The sequence below is a fragment of the Microlunatus capsulatus genome, from assembly GCF_017876495.1.
In the GTDB taxonomy this organism is placed as follows: domain Bacteria; phylum Actinomycetota; class Actinomycetes; order Propionibacteriales; family Propionibacteriaceae; genus Microlunatus; species Microlunatus capsulatus.
In genome coordinates this window covers 1,490,222-1,511,837 of sequence record NZ_JAGIOB010000001.1, presented here as the reverse complement: position 1 = coordinate 1,511,837, position 21,616 = coordinate 1,490,222, and the positions used below count along the sequence as shown (strand labels likewise).

General features: G+C 75.1%; 22 protein-coding genes. 12 read left to right on the top strand and 10 right to left on the bottom strand.

What is annotated here, in order from left to right:
- The first annotated feature begins 7 nt into the window (after positions 1-7).
- Positions 8-145: a hypothetical protein gene (locus JOF54_RS22125; protein WP_372443512.1), complete on the top strand. Its 138-nt coding sequence runs from the start codon at positions 8-10 to the stop codon at positions 143-145.
- 72 nt (positions 146-217) lie between these two features.
- Here the strand turns inward: JOF54_RS22125 and JOF54_RS21815 are convergent, their stop codons facing one another.
- The 3 genes from JOF54_RS21815 to JOF54_RS06930 form a co-directional block, all read right to left on the bottom strand.
- Complete coding sequence (locus JOF54_RS21815; protein ID WP_210054204.1) at positions 218-1,225, bottom strand: M23 family metallopeptidase; 1,008 nt, start codon at positions 1,223-1,225, stop codon at positions 218-220.
- Positions 1,226-1,431: 206 nt separating this feature from the next.
- Positions 1,432-2,487 (bottom strand): M23 family metallopeptidase, encoded by a 1,056-nt coding sequence (locus JOF54_RS21810; RefSeq protein ID WP_210054202.1) that lies wholly within the window; start codon positions 2,485-2,487, stop codon positions 1,432-1,434.
- 130 nt (positions 2,488-2,617) lie between these two features.
- The gene (locus JOF54_RS06930) at positions 2,618-3,514 is read right to left on the bottom strand and encodes an esterase/lipase family protein (protein ID WP_307803916.1); all 897 of its coding nucleotides are present in this window, start codon (positions 3,512-3,514) and stop codon (positions 2,618-2,620) included.
- A gap of 33 nt (positions 3,515-3,547) precedes the next feature.
- On the opposite strand from JOF54_RS06930, the gene JOF54_RS06925 reads away from it, so the two are divergent.
- The 4 genes from JOF54_RS06925 to JOF54_RS06910 all read left to right on the top strand — a co-directional run bounded on the left by JOF54_RS06925 (position 3,548) and on the right by JOF54_RS06910 (position 6,853).
- A complete protein-coding gene (locus JOF54_RS06925; protein ID WP_307803915.1) occupies positions 3,548-3,979 on the top strand; it encodes a cobalamin B12-binding domain-containing protein in 432 nt (143 codons plus the stop codon).
- Between the two features lie 142 nt (positions 3,980-4,121).
- Positions 4,122-5,300, top strand: coding sequence for an ADP-forming succinate--CoA ligase subunit beta (gene sucC, locus JOF54_RS06920; protein ID WP_210054199.1), 1,179 nt, complete (start codon positions 4,122-4,124; stop codon positions 5,298-5,300).
- Positions 5,301-5,312: 12 nt separating this feature from the next.
- Positions 5,313-6,200, top strand: a complete 888-nt coding sequence (gene sucD, locus JOF54_RS06915) for a succinate--CoA ligase subunit alpha (protein ID WP_210054197.1) — start codon at positions 5,313-5,315, stop codon at positions 6,198-6,200.
- A gap of 113 nt (positions 6,201-6,313) precedes the next feature.
- Positions 6,314-6,853 (top strand): NUDIX domain-containing protein, encoded by a 540-nt coding sequence (locus JOF54_RS06910; RefSeq protein WP_210054195.1) that lies wholly within the window; start codon positions 6,314-6,316, stop codon positions 6,851-6,853.
- 57 nt (positions 6,854-6,910) lie between these two features.
- On the opposite strand, the gene JOF54_RS06905 is transcribed toward JOF54_RS06910, so the two are convergent.
- The gene (locus JOF54_RS06905) at positions 6,911-8,656 is read right to left on the bottom strand and encodes a hypothetical protein (protein ID WP_210054194.1); all 1,746 of its coding nucleotides are present in this window, start codon (positions 8,654-8,656) and stop codon (positions 6,911-6,913) included.
- A gap of 145 nt (positions 8,657-8,801) precedes the next feature.
- Here JOF54_RS06905 and JOF54_RS06900 point away from each other — a divergent pair, with 145 nt between their 5' ends.
- The 5 genes from JOF54_RS06900 to JOF54_RS06880 all read left to right on the top strand — a co-directional run bounded on the left by JOF54_RS06900 (position 8,802) and on the right by JOF54_RS06880 (position 13,720).
- Entirely contained in the window at positions 8,802-10,232 is a 1,431-nt protein-coding gene (locus JOF54_RS06900) for a cell division protein PerM (protein ID WP_210054192.1), read from the top strand.
- Between the two features lie 10 nt (positions 10,233-10,242).
- Entirely contained in the window at positions 10,243-10,899 is a 657-nt protein-coding gene (gene purN, locus JOF54_RS06895; RefSeq protein WP_210054190.1) for a phosphoribosylglycinamide formyltransferase, read from the top strand.
- Entirely contained in the window at positions 10,896-12,485 is a 1,590-nt protein-coding gene (gene purH / locus JOF54_RS06890; protein WP_210054188.1) for a bifunctional phosphoribosylaminoimidazolecarboxamide formyltransferase/IMP cyclohydrolase, read from the top strand. Before purN ends, purH begins: the two co-directional genes overlap by 4 nt.
- 70 nt (positions 12,486-12,555) lie before the next feature.
- Positions 12,556-13,416 carry a bifunctional methylenetetrahydrofolate dehydrogenase/methenyltetrahydrofolate cyclohydrolase gene (locus JOF54_RS06885; RefSeq protein WP_210054185.1) on the top strand — a complete coding sequence of 287 codons (861 nt, stop codon included), beginning with the start codon at positions 12,556-12,558 and terminating at the stop codon, positions 13,414-13,416.
- Positions 13,417-13,426: 10 nt separating this feature from the next.
- Complete coding sequence (locus JOF54_RS06880) at positions 13,427-13,720, top strand: DUF3017 domain-containing protein (RefSeq protein WP_210054183.1); 294 nt, start codon at positions 13,427-13,429, stop codon at positions 13,718-13,720.
- Between the two features lie 5 nt (positions 13,721-13,725).
- On the opposite strand, the gene JOF54_RS06875 is transcribed toward JOF54_RS06880, so the two are convergent.
- The 5 genes from JOF54_RS06875 to JOF54_RS06855 are packed head-to-tail and all read right to left on the bottom strand — an operon-like array spanning position 13,726 to position 18,002.
- Entirely contained in the window at positions 13,726-14,268 is a 543-nt protein-coding gene (locus tag JOF54_RS06875) for a DUF4190 domain-containing protein (protein ID WP_210054181.1), read from the bottom strand.
- A 49-nt stretch (positions 14,269-14,317) separates the two neighbouring features.
- Positions 14,318-14,611: a hypothetical protein gene (locus JOF54_RS06870; protein ID WP_210054179.1), complete on the bottom strand. Its 294-nt coding sequence runs from the start codon at positions 14,609-14,611 to the stop codon at positions 14,318-14,320.
- Between the two features lie 54 nt (positions 14,612-14,665).
- A complete protein-coding gene (locus JOF54_RS06865) occupies positions 14,666-16,123 on the bottom strand; it encodes a S10 family peptidase (protein ID WP_210054177.1) in 1,458 nt (485 codons plus the stop codon).
- A 42-nt stretch (positions 16,124-16,165) separates the two neighbouring features.
- Entirely contained in the window at positions 16,166-16,990 is an 825-nt protein-coding gene (locus JOF54_RS06860) for a DUF4190 domain-containing protein (RefSeq protein WP_210054175.1), read from the bottom strand.
- Between the two features lie 25 nt (positions 16,991-17,015).
- The gene (locus JOF54_RS06855; protein ID WP_210054173.1) at positions 17,016-18,002 is read right to left on the bottom strand and encodes a malate dehydrogenase; all 987 of its coding nucleotides are present in this window, start codon (positions 18,000-18,002) and stop codon (positions 17,016-17,018) included.
- A gap of 74 nt (positions 18,003-18,076) precedes the next feature.
- On the opposite strand from JOF54_RS06855, the gene JOF54_RS06850 reads away from it, so the two are divergent.
- Positions 18,077-18,631 carry a nucleoside/nucleotide kinase family protein gene (locus JOF54_RS06850; RefSeq protein WP_210054171.1) on the top strand — a complete coding sequence of 185 codons (555 nt, stop codon included), beginning with the start codon at positions 18,077-18,079 and terminating at the stop codon, positions 18,629-18,631.
- Between the two features lie 13 nt (positions 18,632-18,644).
- Positions 18,645-19,220, top strand: coding sequence for a carboxymuconolactone decarboxylase family protein (locus JOF54_RS06845; protein ID WP_210054169.1), 576 nt, complete (start codon positions 18,645-18,647; stop codon positions 19,218-19,220).
- Positions 19,221-19,239: 19 nt separating this feature from the next.
- Here the strand turns inward: JOF54_RS06845 and JOF54_RS06840 are convergent, their stop codons facing one another.
- Complete coding sequence (locus JOF54_RS06840) at positions 19,240-21,480, bottom strand: NADP-dependent isocitrate dehydrogenase (protein ID WP_210054167.1); 2,241 nt, start codon at positions 21,478-21,480, stop codon at positions 19,240-19,242.
- Positions 21,481-21,616: the final 136 nt, after the last annotated feature.

Genomic DNA, 21,616 nt, shown 5'->3' with positions numbered 1-21,616 from the left:
GGACCGGGTGCTGCACTCCACCTTCGGGCTGGGCTCGGTGGTGGCCACCTCGGGCACCGGCGACGACACCAAGGCCGACGTCGACTTCGGCTCGGCCGGGCTCAAGCGGCTCTCGCTCAAGCACGCCCCGCTCGAGAAGCTGTAGGGGCCCCGGAGAGGCGACCACCGCCGGCCCGGGACCGGGCGGCGGTGGTGTGCGGGGGGTGGAGCGCGTCGGCTACGGGTTGATGCCGTGCGCGTTCAGCCAGGTCAGCGGGTTGACGGCCTTGTAGACGTCGCCCGGGGTGATCCCGGCGGGGTAGATCTCGAAGTGGACGTGCGGGCCGAAGGTGCGGCCGGTCATCCCGACGGCGCCGACGGTCTGGCAGGCCGTGACGGTCTGGCCGACGCTCACCGAGACCGTCGACATGTGCGCCATCAGCGACGAGGTGCCGTCGGGGTAGCGGATCGCGACGTAGTTGCCGGCCCACCCGCTGGCGGACCCGGAGCCCGCGTTGGTGACGACGCCGGAGGCGGGGGCCTGCAGCGGGGTGCCGACGGGGGCGGAGAAGTCGAAGCCGGTGTGGTAGCGCGACCACGAGCCGACCTGGCCGAAGCGGGCCGCGATGCTGTAGCCGCCGCGGACGGGCATGCAGCTCTTGCCGCTGGCGTTGACCGGGCCGCTCTCGGCGGGGGCCGTCGTGGCGGGGGCGTCGGTGGTGCCGGGAGCGGGCGCGGGGGCGTCCGGCTCGGCGGCCTGGGCCAGCTCGGCCGCCCGCTTGGCGTCGGCGCTCTTCTTGATGAGCACCGCCTGCTCCTGGGTGGACTCCGAAGCCGACTCCAGCGTCTTCTCCCGCTTGGCGGCGGCCTTGGTGCTGGCGGCCTGCTCGATCTGGTCGTCGGTCTTGGCCAGCTCCTCGGCGCGCTGGTCGGCGAGGCTCTGCAGCTTGGCCTGGTCCAGGGCGGGGCGGCCGGCGCTGTCCCGGCTGGTGGAGGAGGCGTCGCGGTCGAAGGCCGACGGCAGCTGGACGGCGGGGTCGGTGCTCGCGGTGACGCGGGTGCTGGGCACGGCGACCTGGGAGGGCTGGGCGTTGCCGGTGAGGACGACCGAGCCGGCCACGCCGAGGCCCAGCAGCGAGACGGCGAGCGCGGCGGCACCGTGCTGCAGCCAGCCCCGACGGTCGTCCTTGATGTCCTCAATCAGCGCACGACGCGCAGGCGCGTCCGGCGTTGTTGACTTGGGCACTCAGGATCTCCTACGTACGACGACATGGGCCGGTCCGGCCTCATGAACAAGTGCGTCGGTTCCCGCTCCCTCGAGGCCCTGCTGGCTCACTCCCAGCAGCGGACGGTTGAAACCATAACGGATGCGTAACAGCGAGCAAAAACGAGACGGCGTCCGCCAGGCGTGAGGACGCGCGGCGTGTGACCGAGATCTCCGTGCACGCGCGGTCAGCGGGTGGTGACGCCCGCGGCGCGGAGCCACGGGACGGGGTCGACGGCCTGGTAGACGTCCCCGTAGCGGACACCGGCAGGGTAGAGCTCGAAGTGCAGGTGAGCGCCGAACGCGCGGCCGGTCTGGCCCACGTAGCCGATCACCTGGCCGGCCTGCACGGTGTCCCCGGCCCGCACCGTCATCGAGGACATGTGGGAGGACATGGTCGTCATGCCGTCGCCGTGCAGCACGGCCACGTGGTTGCCGGCCCAGTTGCCCGAGTTCCCGGCGTAGAGCACCTGGCCGGACTTCACGGCCCGGATCGGCACCCCGTAGGCCGCCCGGAAGTCCAGGCCGGTGTGGTAGCGCGACCACAGCCCGTACTGCCCGAAGCTGGCGCCGACCACTGCGCCCGGGACGGGGGAGACCCCGCCGCCGCTGCCGGTGACCGGCGGGGTGACCGGCGGGGCGACCGGGACGGCGCGCGTCGCGGGGCTGGTCGGGGCGGCGCCGGGGACCGGGGTCGGCGCCGGGGTGGCGCTCGACGCCGCGCGGGCGGCGGCCTCGGCCGCGGCCCGGGCGGTCACGGCGGCCGCGCGGGCGGCCGCGGCGCGCTCGAGGGCCGCGCGGGCGAGCTCCTCGCCCTTGGCCTGGGTGGCCTGCTCGGCCGCGGTCAGACCCTGCTGGCGGGCCTGCTCGCGGGCACGGGTGGCCGCCCGGCTGACGGCCTCGGCGTCCTTGGCGAGCTCCTCGGCGCGCTGGGCCGCGCGCTCGGCGACGACGGCCTGCCGCAGCGGCTCGCCGCCGTCCCCGCCGAAGCCGTACGTCTCGAGCAGCGACGGGTCGAGGCTGGGGGTCGGGGTCGCGACCCGCACGACCGGCGGGCGCAGCCCGGCACCGGGCGCGGCGGGCCGGGTCTCGGCGCTGCCGGTGGCGGTGAGGGAGCCGGCCAGGGCCAGGCCGAGGGCCGAGACGGCCAGGGCGGCGGCGGCGGTGGAGAGCCAGTGCCGGTGCTCGCCGGCGGCGGCGACGGCGGCCGGGCGGGCCGGACGTCGGGGCGCTGGCACGTCCACGGCGGGTTCTCCTGGGTCTGCGGGCGGCGACGCGGGGGCGACGCGTCGGGGGCTCGGTCCCGACCGGGACAGTTCGCCCCGCCCCAGGATACGGACGACCGGGCCCGCTATCCACCGAATCCGCAGGGTCTTAGGTCCTCTTTTCGCGGGGGTCGGCGCCGGTGGTCGGAGCCCGCCCGCGCTCGCCGCCCGTGAGCTCGGCCAGCGTCGCCGCGATCTCGCGGGCGACGCGGGCGTCCCCGGTGAGCGAGAGGTGCCCGACGCCGCGGACCGCGAGGTTGCGGACGTCGAGGTCGGGGTGCTCGAGGGCTGCGTTCCGGCCGGGCACCACGAGGTGGTCGAGGTCGGTCCGGACGGCGAGGAACCGGGTCCGGCAGCCGGGTGCCGGCTCCGCGAGCTCGGCGATGACGTCGGACCCGGGCGCCAGCTGGCGGAGCAGCGGCAGCCCGGGGAGCGCCCGGGCCAGCACGGTGCCGCCGTGCGGGGTGCCGAGCGTGACCAGGGTGTCGACGCGCGCGTCGCCGCCCTGGCGCTGCACGTGGTAGCGGGCGATCAGCCCGCCGAGGCTGTGGCCCACGACGTGCAGCCGCTCGTGGCCGGTGCTGGCGCACAGCGCCTCCACCGCCTCCCCGAGCTGGCGGGCGGCCGCGCGGACGTCGCGGGTGAGCAGGCCGTAGTCGTGGGTGGACACCGTCCGGAAGCCGCGGCGGCGCAGCTGGCGCTGGAGCAGCGCGAAGATCGTGTGGTTGTCGCCGATGCCGTGCACCAGCAGGATCGGCGTCCCGGCCGCCTCGACGTCGCGGCTGGCCAGGCCGCGCTGCGCGGGGCTCAGGTCGGCGAGGCCGCCGGCTGCCGCGGCGGGCACCGGGGCCCGGCGCAGCCCCCAGGGGTACAGGGCGAGGTGCGCGGCGGTGTAGCCCGCCTCGACCGCCACCCCGGCGGCGACCCGCGGGAGACCACGACCGAGCCGCCACGCCGCCCGCACCAGCTCCGGGGGCGGGCCGCCCCGCCGAGGACCGTCGGGCACCGGGCCAGGTTACCGCGCAGTAGCCTGACCCCCGTGGAGCCCTCCGAGCAGCCCGGGACCGGCCGACGCCTGCGGGTCGTCGTCGCCAAGCCGGGGCTGGACGGCCACGACCGGGGGGCCAAGGTGGTCGCCCGGGCGCTCCGCGACGCCGGCATGGAGGTCATCTACACCGGGCTGCACCAGACCCCGGAGCAGATCGTCCGGACCGCGCTGGCCGAGGACGCCGACGCCGTCGGGCTGTCGGTGCTCTCCGGGGCGCACCTCACCCTCTTCGCCCGGGTGCTCGAGCTGCTCGCGGCCGAGGACGCGTCCGACGTCGTGGTCTTCGGCGGCGGCATCATCCCGCCGGCCGACCGGGCGGCCCTGCTGGAGCTCGGCATCGGCGAGGTCTTCACCCCCGGCGCGACGATGGCCGACATCGTCAGCTGGGTCCGGGGCCACGTCGGCCTGGACCGCGACCTCTGAACCCCGTCACCGGTCCGGGGCCGCCGAACCACTAGGCTCGTCCTCGGTCCGCCGGCGGCGGACCGACACCGGGGCCGGGCCGGGCCCGGGTGTCCGAGGCGGTCGACCAGCCGGTGACGGCGGGTCGCGACCAGGAGGCGCTGTGGATCTGTACGAGTACCAAGCCCGGGACATGTTCGAGGCGCACGGGGTCCCCGTGCTGCGCGGCATCACCGCGACCACCCCCGAGGAGGCCCGGGACGCTGCGGCGGAGCTCGGCTCGCCCGTCGTGGTCGTCAAGGCGCAGGTGAAGACCGGGGGGCGCGGCAAGGCCGGCGGCGTCAAGATCGCCCGGAGCCCCGAGGAGGCGGCCGCCCGCGCCGAGGAGATCCTCGGCCTGGACATCAAGGGCCACGTGGTCAAGACCGTGATGGTGACCGAGGGCGCCGACATCGCCGAGGAGTACTACTTCTCGCTGCTGCTGGACCGGGCCAACCGCCGCTACCTCGCCATGTGCTCCAAAGAGGGCGGCATGGAGATCGAGCAGCTCGCCGTCGAGCGCCCCGAGGCCCTCGCCCGCGTCGCCGTCGACCCGATCGTCGGGATCGACCAGGCGAAGGCCGACGAGATCGTGGCCGCGGCCGGCTTCGACGCCGCCGACGCCGCCGAGCTCGCCCGCGTCTTCCAGCTGCTGGGCCAGGTCTACCTGAAGTCCGACGCGACGCTGGTCGAGGTCAACCCGCTGGTCAAGACGGGCAGCGGCTCGATCGTCGCCCTCGACGGCAAGGTCTCGCTCGACGAGAACGCCGACTTCCGGCACCCCGAGAACGCCGCCCTGGTGGACAACTCCGCCACCGACCCGCTGGAGAACGCGGCGAAGGAGAAGGGCCTCAACTACGTCAAGCTCGACGGCTCCGTCGGCATCATCGGCAACGGCGCCGGCCTGGTGATGAGCACCCTCGACGTCGTCGCCTACGCCGGCGAGGAGGTGGCGGGGAACCCGAAGCCCGCCAACTTCCTCGACATCGGCGGCGGCGCGAGCGCCGAGGTGATGGCCAACGGCCTGGAGATCATCCTCGGCGACGCCCAGGTGAAGAGCGTCTTCGTCAACGTCTTCGGCGGGATCACCGCCTGCGACGCGGTGGCCAACGGCATCGTGCAGGCCTTCCAGCTGCTGGAGAGCCGCGGCGAGGCCGTCACCAAGCCGCTGGTCGTCCGGCTGGACGGCAACAACGCGGAGGAGGGCCGGCGCATCCTCACCGAGGCGGCGCTGCCCGGTCTGGAGCAGGTGGACACGATGGACGGCGCCGCCAAGCGCGCCGCCGAGCTGGCTGGGAACTGAGGACCGACTGACATGGCAATCTTCCTGAACAACGCATCCAAGGTCATCGTGCAGGGCATGACCGGCTCCGAGGGGCGCAAGCACACCTCCCGGATGCTGGCCTCCGGCACCGCCGTCGTCGGCGGCGTGACCCCCGGCAAGGGCGGCCAGTCCGTCGACTTCGACGGCACCGCCGTCCCCGTCTTCAACTCGGTCGGCGAGGCGATGGCCGAGACGGGCGCCGACGTCACCGTCATCTTCGTGCCGGCCAAGTTCACCAAGGCCGCCGTCGTCGAGGCGATCGAGGCCGAGATCCCGCTGGCCGTCGTCATCACCGAGGGTGTGCCGGTCAAGGACAGCGCCGAGTTCTTCACCCTGTCGCAGGGGTCGAGGACCCGGCTCATCGGGCCGAACTGCCCCGGGCTGATCTCGCCCGGGCAGGCCAACGCGGGCATCATCCCGTCCGACATCACGAAGGCCGGCCGGATCGGCCTGGTGTCGAAGTCGGGCACGCTGACCTACCAGATGATGTACGAGCTGCGCGACATCGGCTTCTCCTCCGCGGTGGGCATCGGCGGCGACCCGGTCATCGGGACCACCCACATCGACGCCCTGCAGGCGTTCCAGGACGACCCGGACACCGACGCGATCGTCATGATCGGCGAGATCGGCGGCGACGCCGAGGAGCGGGCGGCCGAGTACATCAAGGTCAACGTCACCAAGCCGGTCGTCGGCTACGTGGCGGGCTTCACCGCCCCCGAGGGCAAGACCATGGGCCACGCCGGCGCCATCGTCTCCGGCTCCTCGGGCACCGCGGCCGCGAAGCAGGAGGCCCTCGAGGCCGCCGGGGTCAAGGTCGGCAAGACGCCGAGCGAGACCGCGCAGCTGATGCGCGAGATCATGCAGGGGCTCAGCAGCTGAGGCTGCCCCCTCACCCGCACGACCCCGACGTGCCCCGGACCTGCTGGTCCGGGGCACGTCGGCGTCCGGGGCGGCGCTCCGCACGCGCGGGGGCGGTTGGCAGGATCAGGGCCATGTGGACGACGACCGCCAGCCGGACCGCCTACGAGAACGCCTGGATCCGGGTGCGGGAGGACCAGGTGGTCCACCCCGACGGCCGGCCCGGTCTGTACGGGGTGGTGGAGGTGCGCTCCCCGGCGGTGTTCGTCGTCCCGGTCACGGCGGCCGACGAGGTCGTGCTGGTCACCGTCGACCGCTACACCACCGGCCGGGCCACGCCCGAGGTGCCGGCGGGCGGCTCCGACGGCGGCGACCTGCTCGAGGCGGCGCAACGCGAGCTGCGCGAGGAGACCGGGCTGGCCGCGGCCACCTGGCGGCCGATCGGGGCGGTGGACTCGCTCAACGGCGTCGCCGCGGCCCCCGGCCAGGTCTACCTGGCCACCGACCTGACCGAGGTCGGCGGGGACGAGGCCGCGGCCGAGGGCATCACCGCCGTCCGGCGGGTCCCCTGGGCCGAGCTGGTGGCGATGGTCGGCCGGGGCGAGGTGACCGACAACGAGACCCTCGGCGCCCTGATGCTCGCCGCCGTGGCCCTGGGGCGCGTGCGCACCTGAGGGCGTGCTGGCCCCTTCGACGGGCTCAGGGGGCGGTGGGCCCGGGAGCGGGAGCGCTCAGGGGACCTGGGTCATCCGCTGCCCGGCACGGACCGCGACGCGGTCCCACTCGCCGTCGGTGAGGTCGTAGCCGCCGTCCAGCGGGTTGAGGAAGGTGTAGGCCACCTTGGCGCCGGAGGAGACGATGCCCACCCGGTAGCGCTGGGTGCCCTGGGTGGACTTCTGCGCGACGCGGGAGGTCCAGCCCGTGACCTGGGCGGCCGAGGCCCCGACGCCGGTCACCTTCTCCGGCTCGGAGACGTTGGCCGTGAGCTTGCGCTTCTCGCAGCTGTCCAGGTCGGACTTGATCTTGGCGACCAGGTCGGACGCCGCCTTCTCGTCCTCCATCGTCAGCACGATGGCGTTCAGCCCGAAGGTCGTGCTGCTCGGCACGAGGTACACGCGGCTGCTCGAGGTCTCGGCGTCCAGCCGGGCCCAGGTGACGGTCTCGCAGCCGGAGCCGGCGAAGTCGGTGCTGACGGGCTCGGCGGGCGTCGCGACCCACAGCTCGTCGTCCTCACCGGCGGGCGGCAGGTCGCCGCTGGCCAGGAAGCCCGGCACGTCGCCGCCGAGCGGCGGGGGTCCGAACGCGACGGACGGGTCCGGGGTGCAGGCCTGGCCGGCCGCCTGGCACTGCTTCTGGGTGACGGCGCCCAGCGCGGCGGCCACCTCGCGCACGCCGAGCGGCTTGCCGGCCCGGGCGGCGTCGACGAGGTTGACCACGCTGCCGGAGCGGTTCAGCACGATGCTGTGCCACTGCGTCTTGCCGCCGCTGACGACGTTGGCGATGAGCCCGGTCGACTGGTCGCCGAGCCCGCTGACGGCGGAGCCGTCGTAGATGTAGCTGCCGGGGCTGACGCAGCCGCCGAGGGTCTTGGCGGCGACGGCGTAGGCCTGCGCGGCCTCCTCGGGCGAGGCGTAGGCGCTCGCGTGGTGCAGCGCGCTCGGGGCGTCGTCGCCGGAGCCGCTGAGCAGCCGGAGCACGTCCTGCTGCGCGGTGGGCTGGCCCTCGGCGGGCTCGCCGGTGGTGCAGGCAGCCGTCGGGGCGTCGTCGGCCGGCGGCCGCTGGGTCAGCGCGACGGTCCAGGTGCCCGGGTCGATCTGGGCGGCCGTCGCCGGGTCGAGGAGGACGGCGTCGGCGAGCACGGCCCCGGGGTCGCCGGCCGTCGGGGCGGGGGAGCCGGAGGCCGACGGGGCGGGCGCGGAGGTGCTGGGCGCCGGGTCGGCGGTGGGGTCGCCCACCGTCGAGACCGCGTAGCCGATGGCCAGGCCGACGGCGATGACGGCGGCCAGCGCGCCGACGAGCAGCGCCAGCCGGCCTCGGCGGCCGAGCCGGGTGCGCGGCTCGTCGTCGTCGAGGCGCTCCTCGCGCTCCGCGCCCGGCCGGCGGCCGGCGGCGGGGGTGCGGGGGAGCAGGGTCGTGGAGTCCTCGTCGTCCGGGGTGCGCCGGGCGCGGGGCTTGAACACGGGCCGGGTCACCCGGGTCTCCTCACCGAGCGGGGAGCCGCCGGCCGTCGGGGCGGCCGGCTCGTCGCGGTAGAGCGGCTTCGGCTGGTCCTCGTCGTCGGCCGGGACGGGCGCGGGGGCCGGGGCGGGCGGCTCGCCCGCGGGGGCCGGGCCGGACGGCGTCGGGGCCGCTCCGCCGGTGGCGGGCGTGCCGGGCGCGGGCGTCGCGGGGGTGGTCGCCCCCTCGGGCGCATCACCGCCCGACGTCGAGCCGTCGGCGGCGCGCCGGGGTCGGTACCCGGGGTCGGGATCGACCATGCGAAGAGCTCCTAGCGGTCACGGGGACGAGCGGTCGGGTCCGGCCGGGGCACCCGTGCGCCGGGACGCGGACCACAAGACTTTACCCCCCGGCGGGCGTGTCCGGCCCAGCCCAGCCGGCCGCCTGGGTGAGCATGGACGCGCCATGGCTTCCCTGTTGACCCCTCGCCGCACCGCTCCCGCCGTCGTCCTGCAGGCCACCGAGCCCTCCCGCCCGGTGCCCGAGGACCGCGCGGGGGACGGCGGACCCCGCCCCGGATGGGGGGTCACCGCCGTCGCGGCCGGGCTGCTGTGCGCGCTCACCGGCTGGCTGCTGGTCGCCGGCCTGGCCGTGGTCGGCTGGGTGACCGCCGACCCCGGGACCCTCGTCGGGGCCCTCGTCGTCGGCACCGGCCTCTGGCTGGCCGGCCACGGCGTGGCGGTCCCGCTGGGCGGTCTCGTCGTCACGCTGGTGCCCTGGGGGGTGGCCGCGCTGATGGCCGTGCTGCTCTCCCGGGCCGCCGGCTTCGCGGTCCGCTCGGCCCGCCCGGGGCAGCACCCGCGCGCTCTCGGGGTCGCCGCCGCCCTGGTCGGGGCGTACGCCGCCCCGCTGCTGGTTGCCGCTGCCCTGCTGGGCCGCGTCGGGGCCGCTCCCGGGCACCTCGTCGCCGTGCTGGCCGTCCTCCTCGCCGCGTCCCTGCACGGGGCCGGGCGGGCGCTGGGCACGTCGTGGACCGACGCCCTGCCCGGCTGGGCGCGCGCCGTCCCGCAGGCGGTGCTCGCCTCGCAGCTCGTGCTGCTCGTCGCCGGCGCCTCGGTGCTGGTCACCGGCCTGGCGCGGCACCTCGACCGGGTGACCGCCCTGCACGACGGCCTGGCCCCCGGCCTCGCCGGCGGGTTGGCCCTCCTGCTGGCCCAGCTGGCGCTGGCGCCCAACGCCGTCGTCTGGTCCGGCGCCTACGCCCTCGGCGGCGGCTTCACCCTCGGCAACGGCTCGCTCGTCTCCCCGTCCTCGACCGACCTCGGCGTGGTCCCCGGCCTCCCTCTGCTGGGGGCCCTGCCCGCCGAGGGCCCGGGACCCACCGCCGCTCTGTGGTGGCTGGCCGCCGGGGTGCTGGCCGGCGCCGTCGCCGCCTGGTTCGTCGTCCGCGCCCGCCCGCAGGCCCGCTTCGACGAGACGAGCCTGGTCGGCGGGCTGGCCGGTGTGACCGGCGGCCTCGTCTTCGTCGCCCTCGCCTGGGCGACCTCCGGGGACCTGGGCACGCTCCGGCTCACCGGGCTGGGCCCGCTGCTGCTGCCGCTCCTGGTCATGGCGGTGACCACCCTCGGCCTGGCCGGCATGGTCACCGGGCTGGCCCTCGGGCTGTGGCGCCGTGCGCGCCGTGGCGCCGACCTCGAGCGCGCCGAGTCCACGAGCGTGCTCCGCCGCCGCGCCACCGCCGTCCCGGTCCGGGACGAGGGGTCCGAGGAGGCCCGCGAGGGCGACGGTGAGCTCACCGAGGTGCTGGGGCGCGGACACCCCGACCACGAGCCGACCGAGGTGCTGCCGCGGTCCGCCGGGTCCTCGCCGTCGGAGGACCCCCGCTCCTCTCGATAGGGTGGCAGCCGTGCCCGAGCCCGCCCCGACCCCGACGACGGGGCCCCCGTCCGCGGACGGGCCCGCCCGCGTCGTCGTGCTGATCTCCGGCACCGGCACCCTCCTGCAGGCCCTGCTCGACGCCTGCGCCGGGCCCGGGTTCGGCGCTCAGGTGGTCGCCGTGGGCTCGGACCGGCCGGGCGTCGCCGGGCTGGCCCGGGCCGAGGCCGCGGGGGTGCCGACCTTCGTGCACCCGCTGAGCCCCGGCGCCGACCGCGCCGCCTGGGACGCGGGCCTGCGCGACCGGGTCGCCGCCCACGCCCCCGACCTCGTCGTCAGCGCCGGGTTCATGAAGCTGGTCGGCCCGGCCTTCCTCGCCGCCTTCGGCGGCCGCACCCTCAACACCCACCCCGCCCTGCTGCCGGCCTTCCCCGGCATGCACGGGCCGCGGGACGCGCTGGCCCACGGCGTCAAGGTCGCCGGCGCCACCGTCTTCCTCGTCGACGAGGGCGTCGACACCGGCGTCATCCTCGACCAGGCCGCCGTCCGGGTGCACGACGACGACACCGTCGCCTCGCTGCACGAGCGGATCAAGGTCGTCGAGCGCGACCTCCTCGTCTCCACCACCCACCAGCTCGCCACGCGCACGTGGCAGGTCGTCGACAGAAAGGTGCGCTGGGACTCATGACCGAGCCGCAGACCGCAACACCCGCCCCCGAGGGCCGCCGGCCGCTGCGCCGTGCCCTCGTCTCGGTGTACGACAAGACCGAGCTGCTGACGGTGGCCCGCGCCCTCGTCGACGCCGGCGCCGAGATCGTCTCTACCGGGTCCACCGCGCGGACCATCGCCGACGCCGGGCTGCCCGTCACCCCCGTCGAGGACGTCACCGGCTTCCCCGAGTGCCTCGACGGCCGGGTCAAGACCCTGCACCCGAAGGTGCACGCCGGCCTGCTCGCGGACCTCCGGCTGGAGTCGCACCGCGACCAGCTGGACGAGCTGGGCGTCGCGCCGTTCGACCTGCTGATCAGCAACCTCTACCCGTTCACCGCGACCGTCGCCTCGGGCGCGACGCCGGACGAGTGCGTCGAGCAGATCGACATCGGCGGGCCGGCGATGGTGCGCAGCTCGGCCAAGAACCACGCCTCCGTGGCCGTGGTCACCTCCCCCGACCAGTACGACGCGCTGCTGGCGGCCATCGCCGCCGGCGGGTTCACCCTGGCCGAGCGCCAGGGCCTGGCCGCGGCCGCCTTCGTGCACACGGCGACCTACGACGTGGCCGTCGCCAGCTGGATGGGCAACGTGGTCACCGACACCTCCGCCGGCTCGGGCTTCCCGGCCTGGGTGGGGGCGACCTGGGACAAGGTGGCCGGGCTCCGCTACGGCGAGAACCCGCACCAGCCGGCCGCGCTGTACCGCTCCGGGTACGGCGACGCCGGCCTGGCCGGCGCGCAGCAGCTGCACGGCAAGGAGATGTCCTACAACAACTACGTCGACACCGACGCGGCCCGCCGCTCGGCGCACGACTTCGAGGCGCCCGCCGTCGCGATCATCAAGCACGCCAACCCGTGCGGGATCGCCGTCGGCGCCGACATCGCCGAGGCCCACCGGCTGGCGCACGCCTGCGACCCCGTCTCGGCCTTCGGCGGCGTCATCGCCACCAACCGGCCGGTCAGCGTGGCCATGGCCGAGCAGGTCGCCGAGGTGTTCACCGAGGTGATCGCGGCGCCGGGCTACGAGGACGGCGCCGTCGAGGTGCTGGCGCGGAAGAAGAACATCCGGATCCTCGTCGTCGATCCGCCGACCCCGGGCGGGGTCGAGATGCGCGGGATCGACGGCGGCATGCTGATGCAGCACCGCGACCAGGTCGGGCTGGAGCACGACCAGGCCGCGCACTGGACGCTGGTCGCGGGTGAGCCGGCCTCGGCTGAGACCCTCGCCGACCTCGAGTTCGCCTGGCGCGCCGTCCGCGGGGTCAAGAGCAACGCGATCCTGCTGGCCGCCGGCGGCGCCTCCGTCGGCGTCGGGATGGGCCAGGTCAACCGGGTCGACTCCTGCAAGCTCGCGGTCGAGCGGGCGGGGGACCGGGTGCAGGGGGCCGTCGCCGCCTCCGACGCGTTCTTCCCGTTCGCCGACGGCCCGCAGATCCTGCTCGACGCCGGCGTCCGCGCCATCGTCCAGCCGGGCGGCTCGGTCCGCGACGAGGAGGTCGTCGCCGCGGTGCAGGCCGCCGGCGCGACCATGTACGTCACCGGCGCCCGGCACTTCTACCACTGACCGCACGGCACCACCACGGCACGCCCCGGTACCAGCACAGCACCAGCACCCGCACCCCGATCGGAGAACCATGACCGCGCAGATCCTCGACGGCAAGGCGCTCGCCGCCACCATCAAGGCCGAGCTCAAGGAGCGGGTGGCCGCCCTGGCCGCGCGCGGGATCGTCCCCGGGCTGGGCACCGTGCTGGTCGGCGACGACCCCGGCAGCCACTCCTACGTCGCGGGCAAGCACCGCGACTGCGCCCAGGTCGGGATCGCGTCGCTGGAGGTCAACCTCCCCGCCTCGGCCAGCGCGGCCGAGCTGCAGGCCGAGATCGAGCGGCTCAACGCCGACCCGGCGTGCACCGGCTTCATCGTGCAGCTGCCGCTGCCGGGCAGCCTGGACGACAACTGGGCGCTCGGCCTGGTCGACCCAGGCAAGGACGCGGACGGCCTGCACCCGGCCAACCTCGGCCGGCTGGTGCTGTCCGAGCCCGGCCCGCTGCCCTGCACCCCGCGCGGCATCGTCGAGCTGCTGCGCCGCAACGGCGTCGAGCTGGCGGGGGCCGAGGTCTGCGTCGTCGGCCGCGGCACCACCGTCGGGCGCCCGCTGGGCCTGCTGCTGACCCGCAAGAGCGAGAACGCCACCGTCACCCTCTGCCACACCGGCACCGTCGACGTCGCGGCGCACACCCGCCGGGCGGACATCGTCATCGCCGCGGCCGGCCGGCCCGGCCTGGTCACGGCCGACATGGTCAAGCCCGGCGCGGTCTGCGTCGACGTCGGCATCACCCGCACCGAGAAGGGGCTGGTCGGCGACCTCGACCCCAGCGTGCACGAGGTGGCCTCCTGGGTCGCGCCCGTGCCGGGCGGGGTGGGCCCGATGACCCGAGCCATGCTGCTGAGCAACGTCGTCGACCGGGCCGAGCGGCTCGCCGACGCCGCGGCCTGAGCCCGGCCGGGTGAGCCGACCCGAGGCCGGGCCGCCGCAGCCCCAGCGACCCTGGCCCCTGCTGGTCGTCGTCGCCGGGGTGGTGCTGGGCCTCGCGCTGAGCGTGCTCGGCCAGACCACCTGGCGCGCCGGCTCGGTCGTCGTCGGCGCATCCCTGCTGGTGGGCGCCGTCGAGCGGCTGGTGCTGAGCGACCGGGCGGCCGGGTTGCTGCAGGTGCGGGCCAAGGCCTTCGACGTGGCCCTGCTGGGGCTCGCCGGGGTGGCCGTCGTCGTCCTGGCCCTGGCGGTGCCGCCCGGCCGCTGAGCGGCCTAGGAGCTGGCGCTCAGGGTGAGGGCCAGGACGAAGATCGCCACGAAGGCGAGCAGTCCGAGGACCCAGAGCGCCGTCGAGACGATGCCGAGGATCCGGCCGACGACGACCAGCTGCTCGTTGCGGGGGTGCGCCCCGCTGGACCGGATCTCCCTGAGGGCCCGGCCGCCCATGATCCAGGCCACCGGCCCCAGCACGCCCACGAAGAAGCCGGCGATGCCGAACACCAGGATGAGCGTGCCCTGCGGGTGGTCGGCGCTGCCGTAGGGCTGCGCCGAGACGCCGTAGCCGGGCTGGCCGTAGGCCTGGGGGGCGTAGCCCTGCTGGCCGTAGCCCTGGTCCCCGTAGCTCGCGTCGCCGTACGTCGAGGTCTCGTAGCCCTGGTCCCCGTACCCCGGGCTCCCGGAGCCCTGCTCACCGGCCGGACGGCCGTCGCCGTCGTCGGCCCGGGCGGGGTCGGCGTAGGGCGGCGGCTCGGACGTGGAGCCCTCGTCGCGGCGCTCCGGCTCGGGGGTGGCGGACGGGTGCTGCGGGTCGGTCATGGTGCTCCTCCGGGAGACGGGAGAGCCGGGACGGGCCGGCTCGGTCGGGTCAGGTCAGGTCGTGCCCCAGCGCCACGACGGCGACCAGGTAGAACAGGATGGCTCCGGCCCAGACGACCAGGGCGACGATGCTGAGCAGCCGTCCGACCACCACCGGCGTGCGGTTGGAGTAGAGCGTCGGGCGGGCGTCGATCTCGCGCAGCACCTGCGTGCCGCGCAGCAGCCCGGGCACCGCGACGGGGGCGAGCGCGAGGCCCAGGATCCCCAGCACCAGCACCAGCGTCCCCTGGGGGTGCGGCCGGCCGTAGCCGCGCACGGGGGGCGGCTGGTACGGGTTGCTCACGCCCGACATCCTCGCGCACGGCCGGTCCGGCGCGACGGAGGCGCCGCGCGGGCCTCACCCGGAGACGCGCTGCACGAACGCGGCCAGGTCGGCCGACTGCTGCAGCCGGCTCGGCTCGTGCACGTACATCATGTGGCCGGCCTCGTAGTAGTCCCAGGTGACCCGGTCGGCGACCTGGGGCGGCACCCGCAGGTGGGCGAAGACGTGCTCGGCGGCGAAGTGCGGGGTGGCCCCGTCGAAGTAGCCGCAGGAGACGTGCACCTGCAGGTGCGGGTTCGAGCGCAGCGCCGACGCGAGGGCCGAGGCCGACTCGACGGAGCGGCCCTCGAACTCCTTGTACGACCACGGGTGCACCTGGCCGGTGAGCAGGTTGTAGGCCAGGTCGGTGCGGTAGCCCAGCTCGCCGTGCAGGTAGGCGTTGGCCGCGGCCGCGTACGGCCCGACCAGCGCGCGGTAGCTGGGGTCCTCCCCGCTGCGGCTGGCGTTGCCGTGGTCGGGCCAGGACGTGAAGCGCAGGTCCAGCCGGCCCAGCTGCAGGCCGCGGTCGCGGAGCAGCTCGGTGACGAAGGAGAACAGGTCCACCCGCAGGTCCGCGCGGTCGACGTAGCCCGGGTCGAGCCCCGTCAGCTCGGCGTAGCGGGCGACGACGGCGTCCCGCTCGGCGCCCTGCAGCCGCGACCCCCGGCCCAGCGCCCAGGGCAGGTCCCGGGCGGCGAACTCCTCGGCCTCGGCGACCCGGGCGCGCAGCTCGCCCCCGATGCGGCCGTGGTGGTGGGCGGCGGCGGTGTAGGTGGGCAGGTAGAGCGCGTAGGGGAGGTCGTTGCCCTCGACGAAGTCGACGGTGCCGATGTCCAGCACCGAGGAGATGAGCAGCAGCCCGTTGAGGTAGAGCCCGCAGCCGTCGGCGAGGTGCTGGGCCAGCGCGGCCGCGCGGGTGGTGCCGTAGGACTCCCCGGCCAGCAGCTTGGCCGACGACCAGCGGTCGTTCCGCGTCGTCCACAGCCGGATGAACTCCCCGACCGACTCGACGTCCCGGGTGTAGCCGTGGAAGTCGCCGGCCTGGTGACCGGGGGCGGGACGGGAGTAGCCGGTGGTGACCGGGTCGACGAAGACGAGGTCGGAGACCCGGAGCAGGGTCTCGAGGTTGTCCGCGAGGCCCCACGGCGGCGGGACCAGGGCGTCGGCGTCGCCCATCACCACCCGGCGCGGGCCCAGCAGGCCCAGGTGCAGCCAGGCCGAGGACGAGCCGGGGCCGCCGTTGAAGGCGAAGGTGACCGGGCGGGTGCGCGGGTCGACGTCGTCCAGCACGTAGGCGGTGGAGAAGATCTCGGCCCGCGGCTGGGGGTCGCGCACGGTGCCGTCCTCGACGACCTCCTCGCGGAGCACCGTCCGGCCGGTCGTCACGGAGTAGCGCAGCCGGCCGCGACCCACCCCCACCGCGTGCTGCGTGGTGACGAGGTCGTCCTCGGGCGCGCGCGGCGCTCTGGGCTCGGGGCTGGGGGCGTCGGCCATGGTCCGACCCTAGGCGGCAGGGCTGACAGGGCCGCGGGCCGGTCAGCTGCCGGAGGCGACCCCGATGACGAAGAACAGCGCCCAGAGGGCCGCCACGACCAGCCCGATGATGCCCGTGACCACCCCGGCGTTGGCCTTGCTGCGGCCGGTCCAGCGGGCCGGGTCGCCGTCGATCTCGCGCTTGGCCCGGCCGCCCTGCACGATGCCGGCGATGCCGACCAGGCCGCCGACCCCGCAGAAGAGGCTGGTGGCCAGGCCGACGATGCCCAGGACCAGCGCGGAGGCGACGGCGGGGTGGTCGGTGGGCCCGTAGGTGTAGCCGAACCCCGAGCCGTAGGGGCCGGGCTGCCCGTACGGTGCGGGCTGGCCGTAGGGGGCCGGCTGGCCGTACGGGGCGGGCTGGCCGTAGGGGGGCTGCTGGGCGTACGGGTCGGGCTGGCCGTAGGGCGGCTGCTGGCCATAGGGGTCGGGCGCCGAGCCGTAGGAGGCCGCCGGCGGCTGCTCCGCCCACGGCGGCTGGTAGGGCGGGGCCGGCTGGTAGGGCGCGGGCTGCGGGGAGGGCGGGGCGGCCTGCTGGGCGTCGGGCGGCCACGTCCCCGGGTCGGCCGGCGCGCCGGGGGCCGGCTGGCCGTAGACGGGGTAGGGGCCGTCCTCGGCGCCGGACGGGGCTGGCGTCGGCGGGCTGGCGGGCGCCGGGCCGGATCCGTCCGTGGTCCGGTCCTGGGGCGACCAGGACGGCGAGGTCCAGGGCGCGGGCTTCTCGCCCGAGGGCGGCGTGCCCGCCGCCGCGGCGCCCTCGCGGCTGAACGGGTCGGGCCCGCCCGTCCCGTGGTCGGGGTGGACGGGCCCTGCTCCCTGGTCGCTCATGGTCGAAGTCTGGCCGACGGGCCGGTCAGTCGATCAGGCCGAGGGAGCGGACGGCCTCGCGCTCCTCGACGAGCTCGGCGGCCGAGGCGTCGATCTTGGCGCGGGAGAAGTCGTTGACCTCGAGGCCCTGGACGATGCTGTACGCACCGTCGGCCACCGTGCAGGGGAACGAGGAGATGATCCCCTCGGGCACCCCGTAGGAGCCGTCGGAGGGCACCGACATGGAGACCCAGTCGTCCTCGGGGGTGCCGTGCACCCAGTCGCGCACGTGGTCGACGGTGGCGTTGGCCGCGCTGGCCGCCGAGCTGGCGCCGCGGGCCTCGATGATCGCGGCCCCGCGCTGCTGGACCTTCGGCAGGAAGTCGCTCTCCAGCCAGGCCTGGTCGACCAGCTCGGCGGCCGGGCGGCCGCCCACGGTGGCGTGGAAGACGTCGGGGTACTGGGTGGCGCTGTGGTTGCCCCAGATGGTCAGGTGGCGCACGTCGTTGACGCTGCTGCCGGTCTTGGCGGCCAGCTGGGCGACGGCGCGGTTGTGGTCCAGCCGGGTGAGCGCGTTGAACCGCTCGCGGGGGATGTCGGGGGCGTTGCTCATGGCGATCAGCGCGTTGGTGTTGGCCGGGTTGCCGGTGATCAGCACCTTGACGTCGTCCGCGGCGTGGTCGTTGAGGGCGCGGCCCTGCGGCTTGAAGATCGCGCCGTTGGCCTCCAGCAGGTCGCCTCGCTCCATGCCCTTGGTGCGCGGCCGCGCACCCACGAGGCAGGCGATGTTGACCCCGTCGAAGACCTGGTTCGGGTCGTCGCCGATCTGCACGCCGGCCAGCAGCGGGAAGGCGCAGTCGTCCAGCTCCATCACGACGCCCTCGAGCGCCTTGAGGGCGGGCGTGATCTCCAGCAGCCGCAGCTCGACCGGCTGGTCCGGTCCGAGCATCGAGCCGCTGGCGATGCGGAACAGCAGGCTGTAGCAGATCTGCCCGGCGGCTCCGGTGACGGCGACTTTGACGGGTGTCTTCACAAAAGCTCCTCGGGAGGTGGACTGCGTAGGGTGACGCTAGCAACGTCCGCCGACAGCCGTGGCAGGGAGGTCAGGTGCCGGTCCTCGTCCCCGCGGCCGACCTGCCCGGGTTGGTCGCCGCGCGGCTGCGCGAGCGCAGCGGCACGTCCTGGGTGGGGGTCGACGGCTTCGGCGCCGCGGGGAAGACGACGCTGGCCGCCGCCCTGGCCCGCGCACTGCCCGGCGCGGCCGTGGTGCACGTCGACGACTTCGCCCGCCCGTCGGTGCAGGGCTGGGAGCGCGACCGGTTCGTCGAGCAGGTGCTCGTGCCCCCGGCCGCCGGCCGGGCCGCCCGCTACCAGCGCTGGGACTGGGGCTCCGACACCGGCGCGGAGTGGCACGACGTGCCGCCCGGCGTCCCCGTCGTCGTCGAGGGCGTCTCCAGCACCGACGTCCGGCTCGCCGTGCCCTGGGACGTCCAGGTGTGGGTGGAGGCCGGCCGCGAGGTGCGGCTGGCCCGGGCCCTCGCCCGCGACGGCGCGGCGATGATGGAGCAGTGGCTCACCGACTGGATGCCCAGCGAGGAGCGCTACGCCGCCGACCAGCGCCCGCGCGAGCGAGCGGACTACTGCGTCCGGACCAGCTCCTGACCTACGGTGAGCCATGGGCTACCTGGACGAGCCACCCGTCGAGGGTGCGGTCGCGGACCTCTACGCCGCCGACGAGGCGAGGTTGGGGTACGTCGCCAACTACACGCGGGCCTTCGCGCACCGCCCGGAGGTCTACCGCGCCTGGCAGGCGCTGAACACCGCCGTGAAGGCCGCGATGGACCCGGTCCGCTACGAGGTGGCGACGGTCGCCGCGGCCGGGGAGCTCCGGTCGAGCTACTGCTCGCTGGCGCACGGCCAGGTGCTGGCCGGGCAGCTGGGCGAGGACGAGGCCGTCCGGGTGGCCGAGGGCCGGCCCGGCGACCCGGCCGTCGCCGCCGTCGCCGCGCTGGCCCGGCAGGTGGTGTCCGAGCCGTCCGCCGTCGCGCCCGCGGACCTGGAGCCGCTGCGGGCGCTCGGGTTCAGCGACGCCGACGTCCTCGACGTGGTCCTCGCGGCCGCCGCCCGGAGCTTCTTCAGCTCGGTGCTGGAGGCGACGGGGACCGAGCCCGACCCCGGCTACGCGGCGCTGCCGGACCGGCTCCGGTCCGCGCTCACCGTCGGACGGCCCGTGCAGGCCGCCGACGGCTGAGCGCCGACCCGGGGGGCGGTCAGGCGGTGAGGCTGGCCAGCGTCGCGTTGAGCGTGGCCGACGGCGTCATGACGGCCGTCGCCAGGGCGTCGTCGGGGTGGAAGTAGCCCCCGATGTCGGCCGGTGAGCCCTGGACGGCCAGCAGCTCGGCGGTGATGGTGTCCTGCTCACCGGTCAGCCGCGCGGCGACGTCGCGGAAGGCCGTCGCCAGCTCGGCGTCCGCGGTCTGGGCGGCCAGCTCCTGCGCCCAGTAGAGGGCCAGCCAGAAGTGGCTGCCGCGGTTGTCGATGCCGCCGACGCGCCGGGTCGGGGACTTGTCCTCGTTGAGGAAGGTCCCGGTGGCCCGGTCGAGGGTGTCGGCCAGCACCTGCGCGCGGGCGTTGCCCGTCGAGGTGGCCAGGTGCTCCAGGCTGACGGCCAGGGCGAGGAACTCCCCGAGGCTGTCCCAGCGCAGGTAGTTCTCCTTGACCAGCTGCTGCACGTGCTTCGGCGCCGAGCCGCCCGCGCCGGTCTCGAACAGGCCGCCGCCGTTGATCAGCGGGACGACCGACAGCATCTTGGCCGAGGTGCCGAGCTCGAGGATCGGGAACAGGTCGGTGAGGTAGTCGCGCAGCACGTTGCCGGTGACCGAGATGGTGTCCTCGTCCCGGCGGATCCGCTCCAGGGAGAAGGCGATGGCCTGCTCCGGCGGCATGATCCGGATCTCCAGGCCCTCGGTGTCGTGCTGGGGCAGGTAGTGCTTGACCTTGGTGATGAGGTTCGCGTCGTGGGCGCGGTCCTCGTCCAGCCAGAACACCGCGGGGACGCCGGTGGCGCGGGCCCGGGTGACGGCGAGCTTCACCCAGTCCTGGATCGGCAGGTCCTTGGTCTGGCACATCCGCCAGATGTCGCCCTGGCCGACCGGGGTCTCCAGCACCGTGGCGCCGGTCTGGTCGACGACGCGGACGGTGCCCGGCGCCGGGATCTCGAACGTCTTGTCGTGGGAGCCGTACTCCTCGGCCGCCTGGGCCATCAGCCCGACGTTGGGCACCGAGCCCATGGTCGTCGGGTCGTAGGCGCCGTGCGCGCGGCAGTCGTCGATGACGACCTGGTAGATCCCCGCGTAGGAGGAGTCCGGGATGACGGCGAGGGTGTCGGCCTCCTCGCCGTCGGGGCCCCACATGTGGCCCGAGGTGCGGATCATGGCCGGCATCGAGGCGTCGACGATGACGTCGCTCGGCACGTGCAGGTTGGTGATGCCGCGGTTGGAGTCGACCATCGCCAGCGCCGGTCCGTCGGCCAGGCCCTGGGTGATGGCGTCGTGGATCTGGGTGCCCTGCTCGAGCTTGTTGAGCCCGGCGAGGATGGCGCCCAGGCCGTCGTTGGGGCTGAGGCCGGCGTCGGCCAGGGTGTCCTCGTAGCGGGTGAACACGTCGGGCAGGAAGGCGCGGACGACGTGGCCGAAGATGATCGGGTCCGAGACCTTCATCATCGTCGCCTTGAGGTGGACCGAGAACAGCACGCCCTCGGTCTGGGCCCGGGCGATCTGCTCGGTGAGGAAGACGCGCAGCGCGGCGACGTCCATCGCCGTGGCGTCGACGACCTCGCCGGCCAGCACGGGGACGGACTCGCGCAGCACCGTGACCGTGCCGTCCTCGCCGACGTGCTCGATGCGCAGGGTGCCGGCCTCGACGACCGCGGAGGTCTCGTTGGAGCGGAAGTCACCCGACGTCATGTGCGCGACGTTCGTCCGGGAGTCCGGGGACCAGGCGCCCATCGAGTGCGGGTGCGTGCGGGCGTACTGCTTGACCGAGGCGGGCGCGCGGCGGTCGGAGTTGCCCTCGCGCAGGACCGGGTTGACCGCGGAGCCCTTGACCTTGTCGTAGCGGGCGCGGACGTCGCGCTCCTCGTCGGTGGCGGGGCTCTCGGGGTAGTCCGGCAGGGCGTAGCCCTGGGACTGGAGCTCGGCGACGGCGGCCTTGAGCTGCGGCACCGAGGCGGAGATGTTGGGGAGCTTGATGATGTTGGCCTCGGGCGTCTTGGCCAGCGCGCCGAGCTCGGACAGCGCGTCGCCGACCTGCTGCTCGGGCGTCAGGCGCTCCGGGAACTGGGCCAGGATGCGGCCGGCGAGGGAGATGTCGCGGGTCTCCACCGACACCCCGGCCGTCGAGGCGAAGGCCTGCACGATCGGCAGCAGCGAGTAGGTGGCCAGCGCGGGCGCCTCGTCGGTGCGGGTGTAGATGATGGTGCCGGAAGCAGTGGAAGTCTCGTTGTCGGTCACGCCGCGAGGTTATCGCGTCGGGTCCGGGGGTCGCCGTGGTGCCGACTTGTCAGACTCCAGTTGACCCTGAGGTCAACTCGGTTCTGACAACTCGGCCGCTGTCCACAGATCGGCGGCGAGGGCTGGTCGACCTGGG

Bases quoted from the DNA above. Each gene is read 5' to 3' on its own strand.
- JOF54_RS06845 (WP_210054169.1), top strand. From the start codon at position 18,645: ATGGGCTACCTGGACGAGCCACCCGTCGAGGGTGCGGTCGCGGACCTC.
- JOF54_RS06860 (WP_210054175.1), bottom strand. From the start codon at position 16,990: ATGAGCGACCAGGGAGCAGGGCCCGTCCACCCCGACCACGGGACGGGC.
- JOF54_RS06900 (WP_210054192.1), top strand. From the start codon at position 8,802: ATGGCTTCCCTGTTGACCCCTCGCCGCACCGCTCCCGCCGTCGTCCTG.
- JOF54_RS06885 (WP_210054185.1), top strand. From the start codon at position 12,556: ATGACCGCGCAGATCCTCGACGGCAAGGCGCTCGCCGCCACCATCAAG.
- JOF54_RS06875 (WP_210054181.1), bottom strand. From the start codon at position 14,268: ATGACCGACCCGCAGCACCCGTCCGCCACCCCCGAGCCGGAGCGCCGC.
- sucD (WP_210054197.1), top strand. From the start codon at position 5,313: ATGGCAATCTTCCTGAACAACGCATCCAAGGTCATCGTGCAGGGCATG.
- purH (WP_210054188.1), top strand. From the start codon at position 10,896: ATGACCGAGCCGCAGACCGCAACACCCGCCCCCGAGGGCCGCCGGCCG.
- JOF54_RS06905 (WP_210054194.1), bottom strand. From the start codon at position 8,656: ATGGTCGATCCCGACCCCGGGTACCGACCCCGGCGCGCCGCCGACGGC.
- JOF54_RS06910 (WP_210054195.1), top strand. From the start codon at position 6,314: ATGTGGACGACGACCGCCAGCCGGACCGCCTACGAGAACGCCTGGATC.
- JOF54_RS06865 (WP_210054177.1), bottom strand. From the start codon at position 16,123: ATGGCCGACGCCCCCAGCCCCGAGCCCAGAGCGCCGCGCGCGCCCGAG.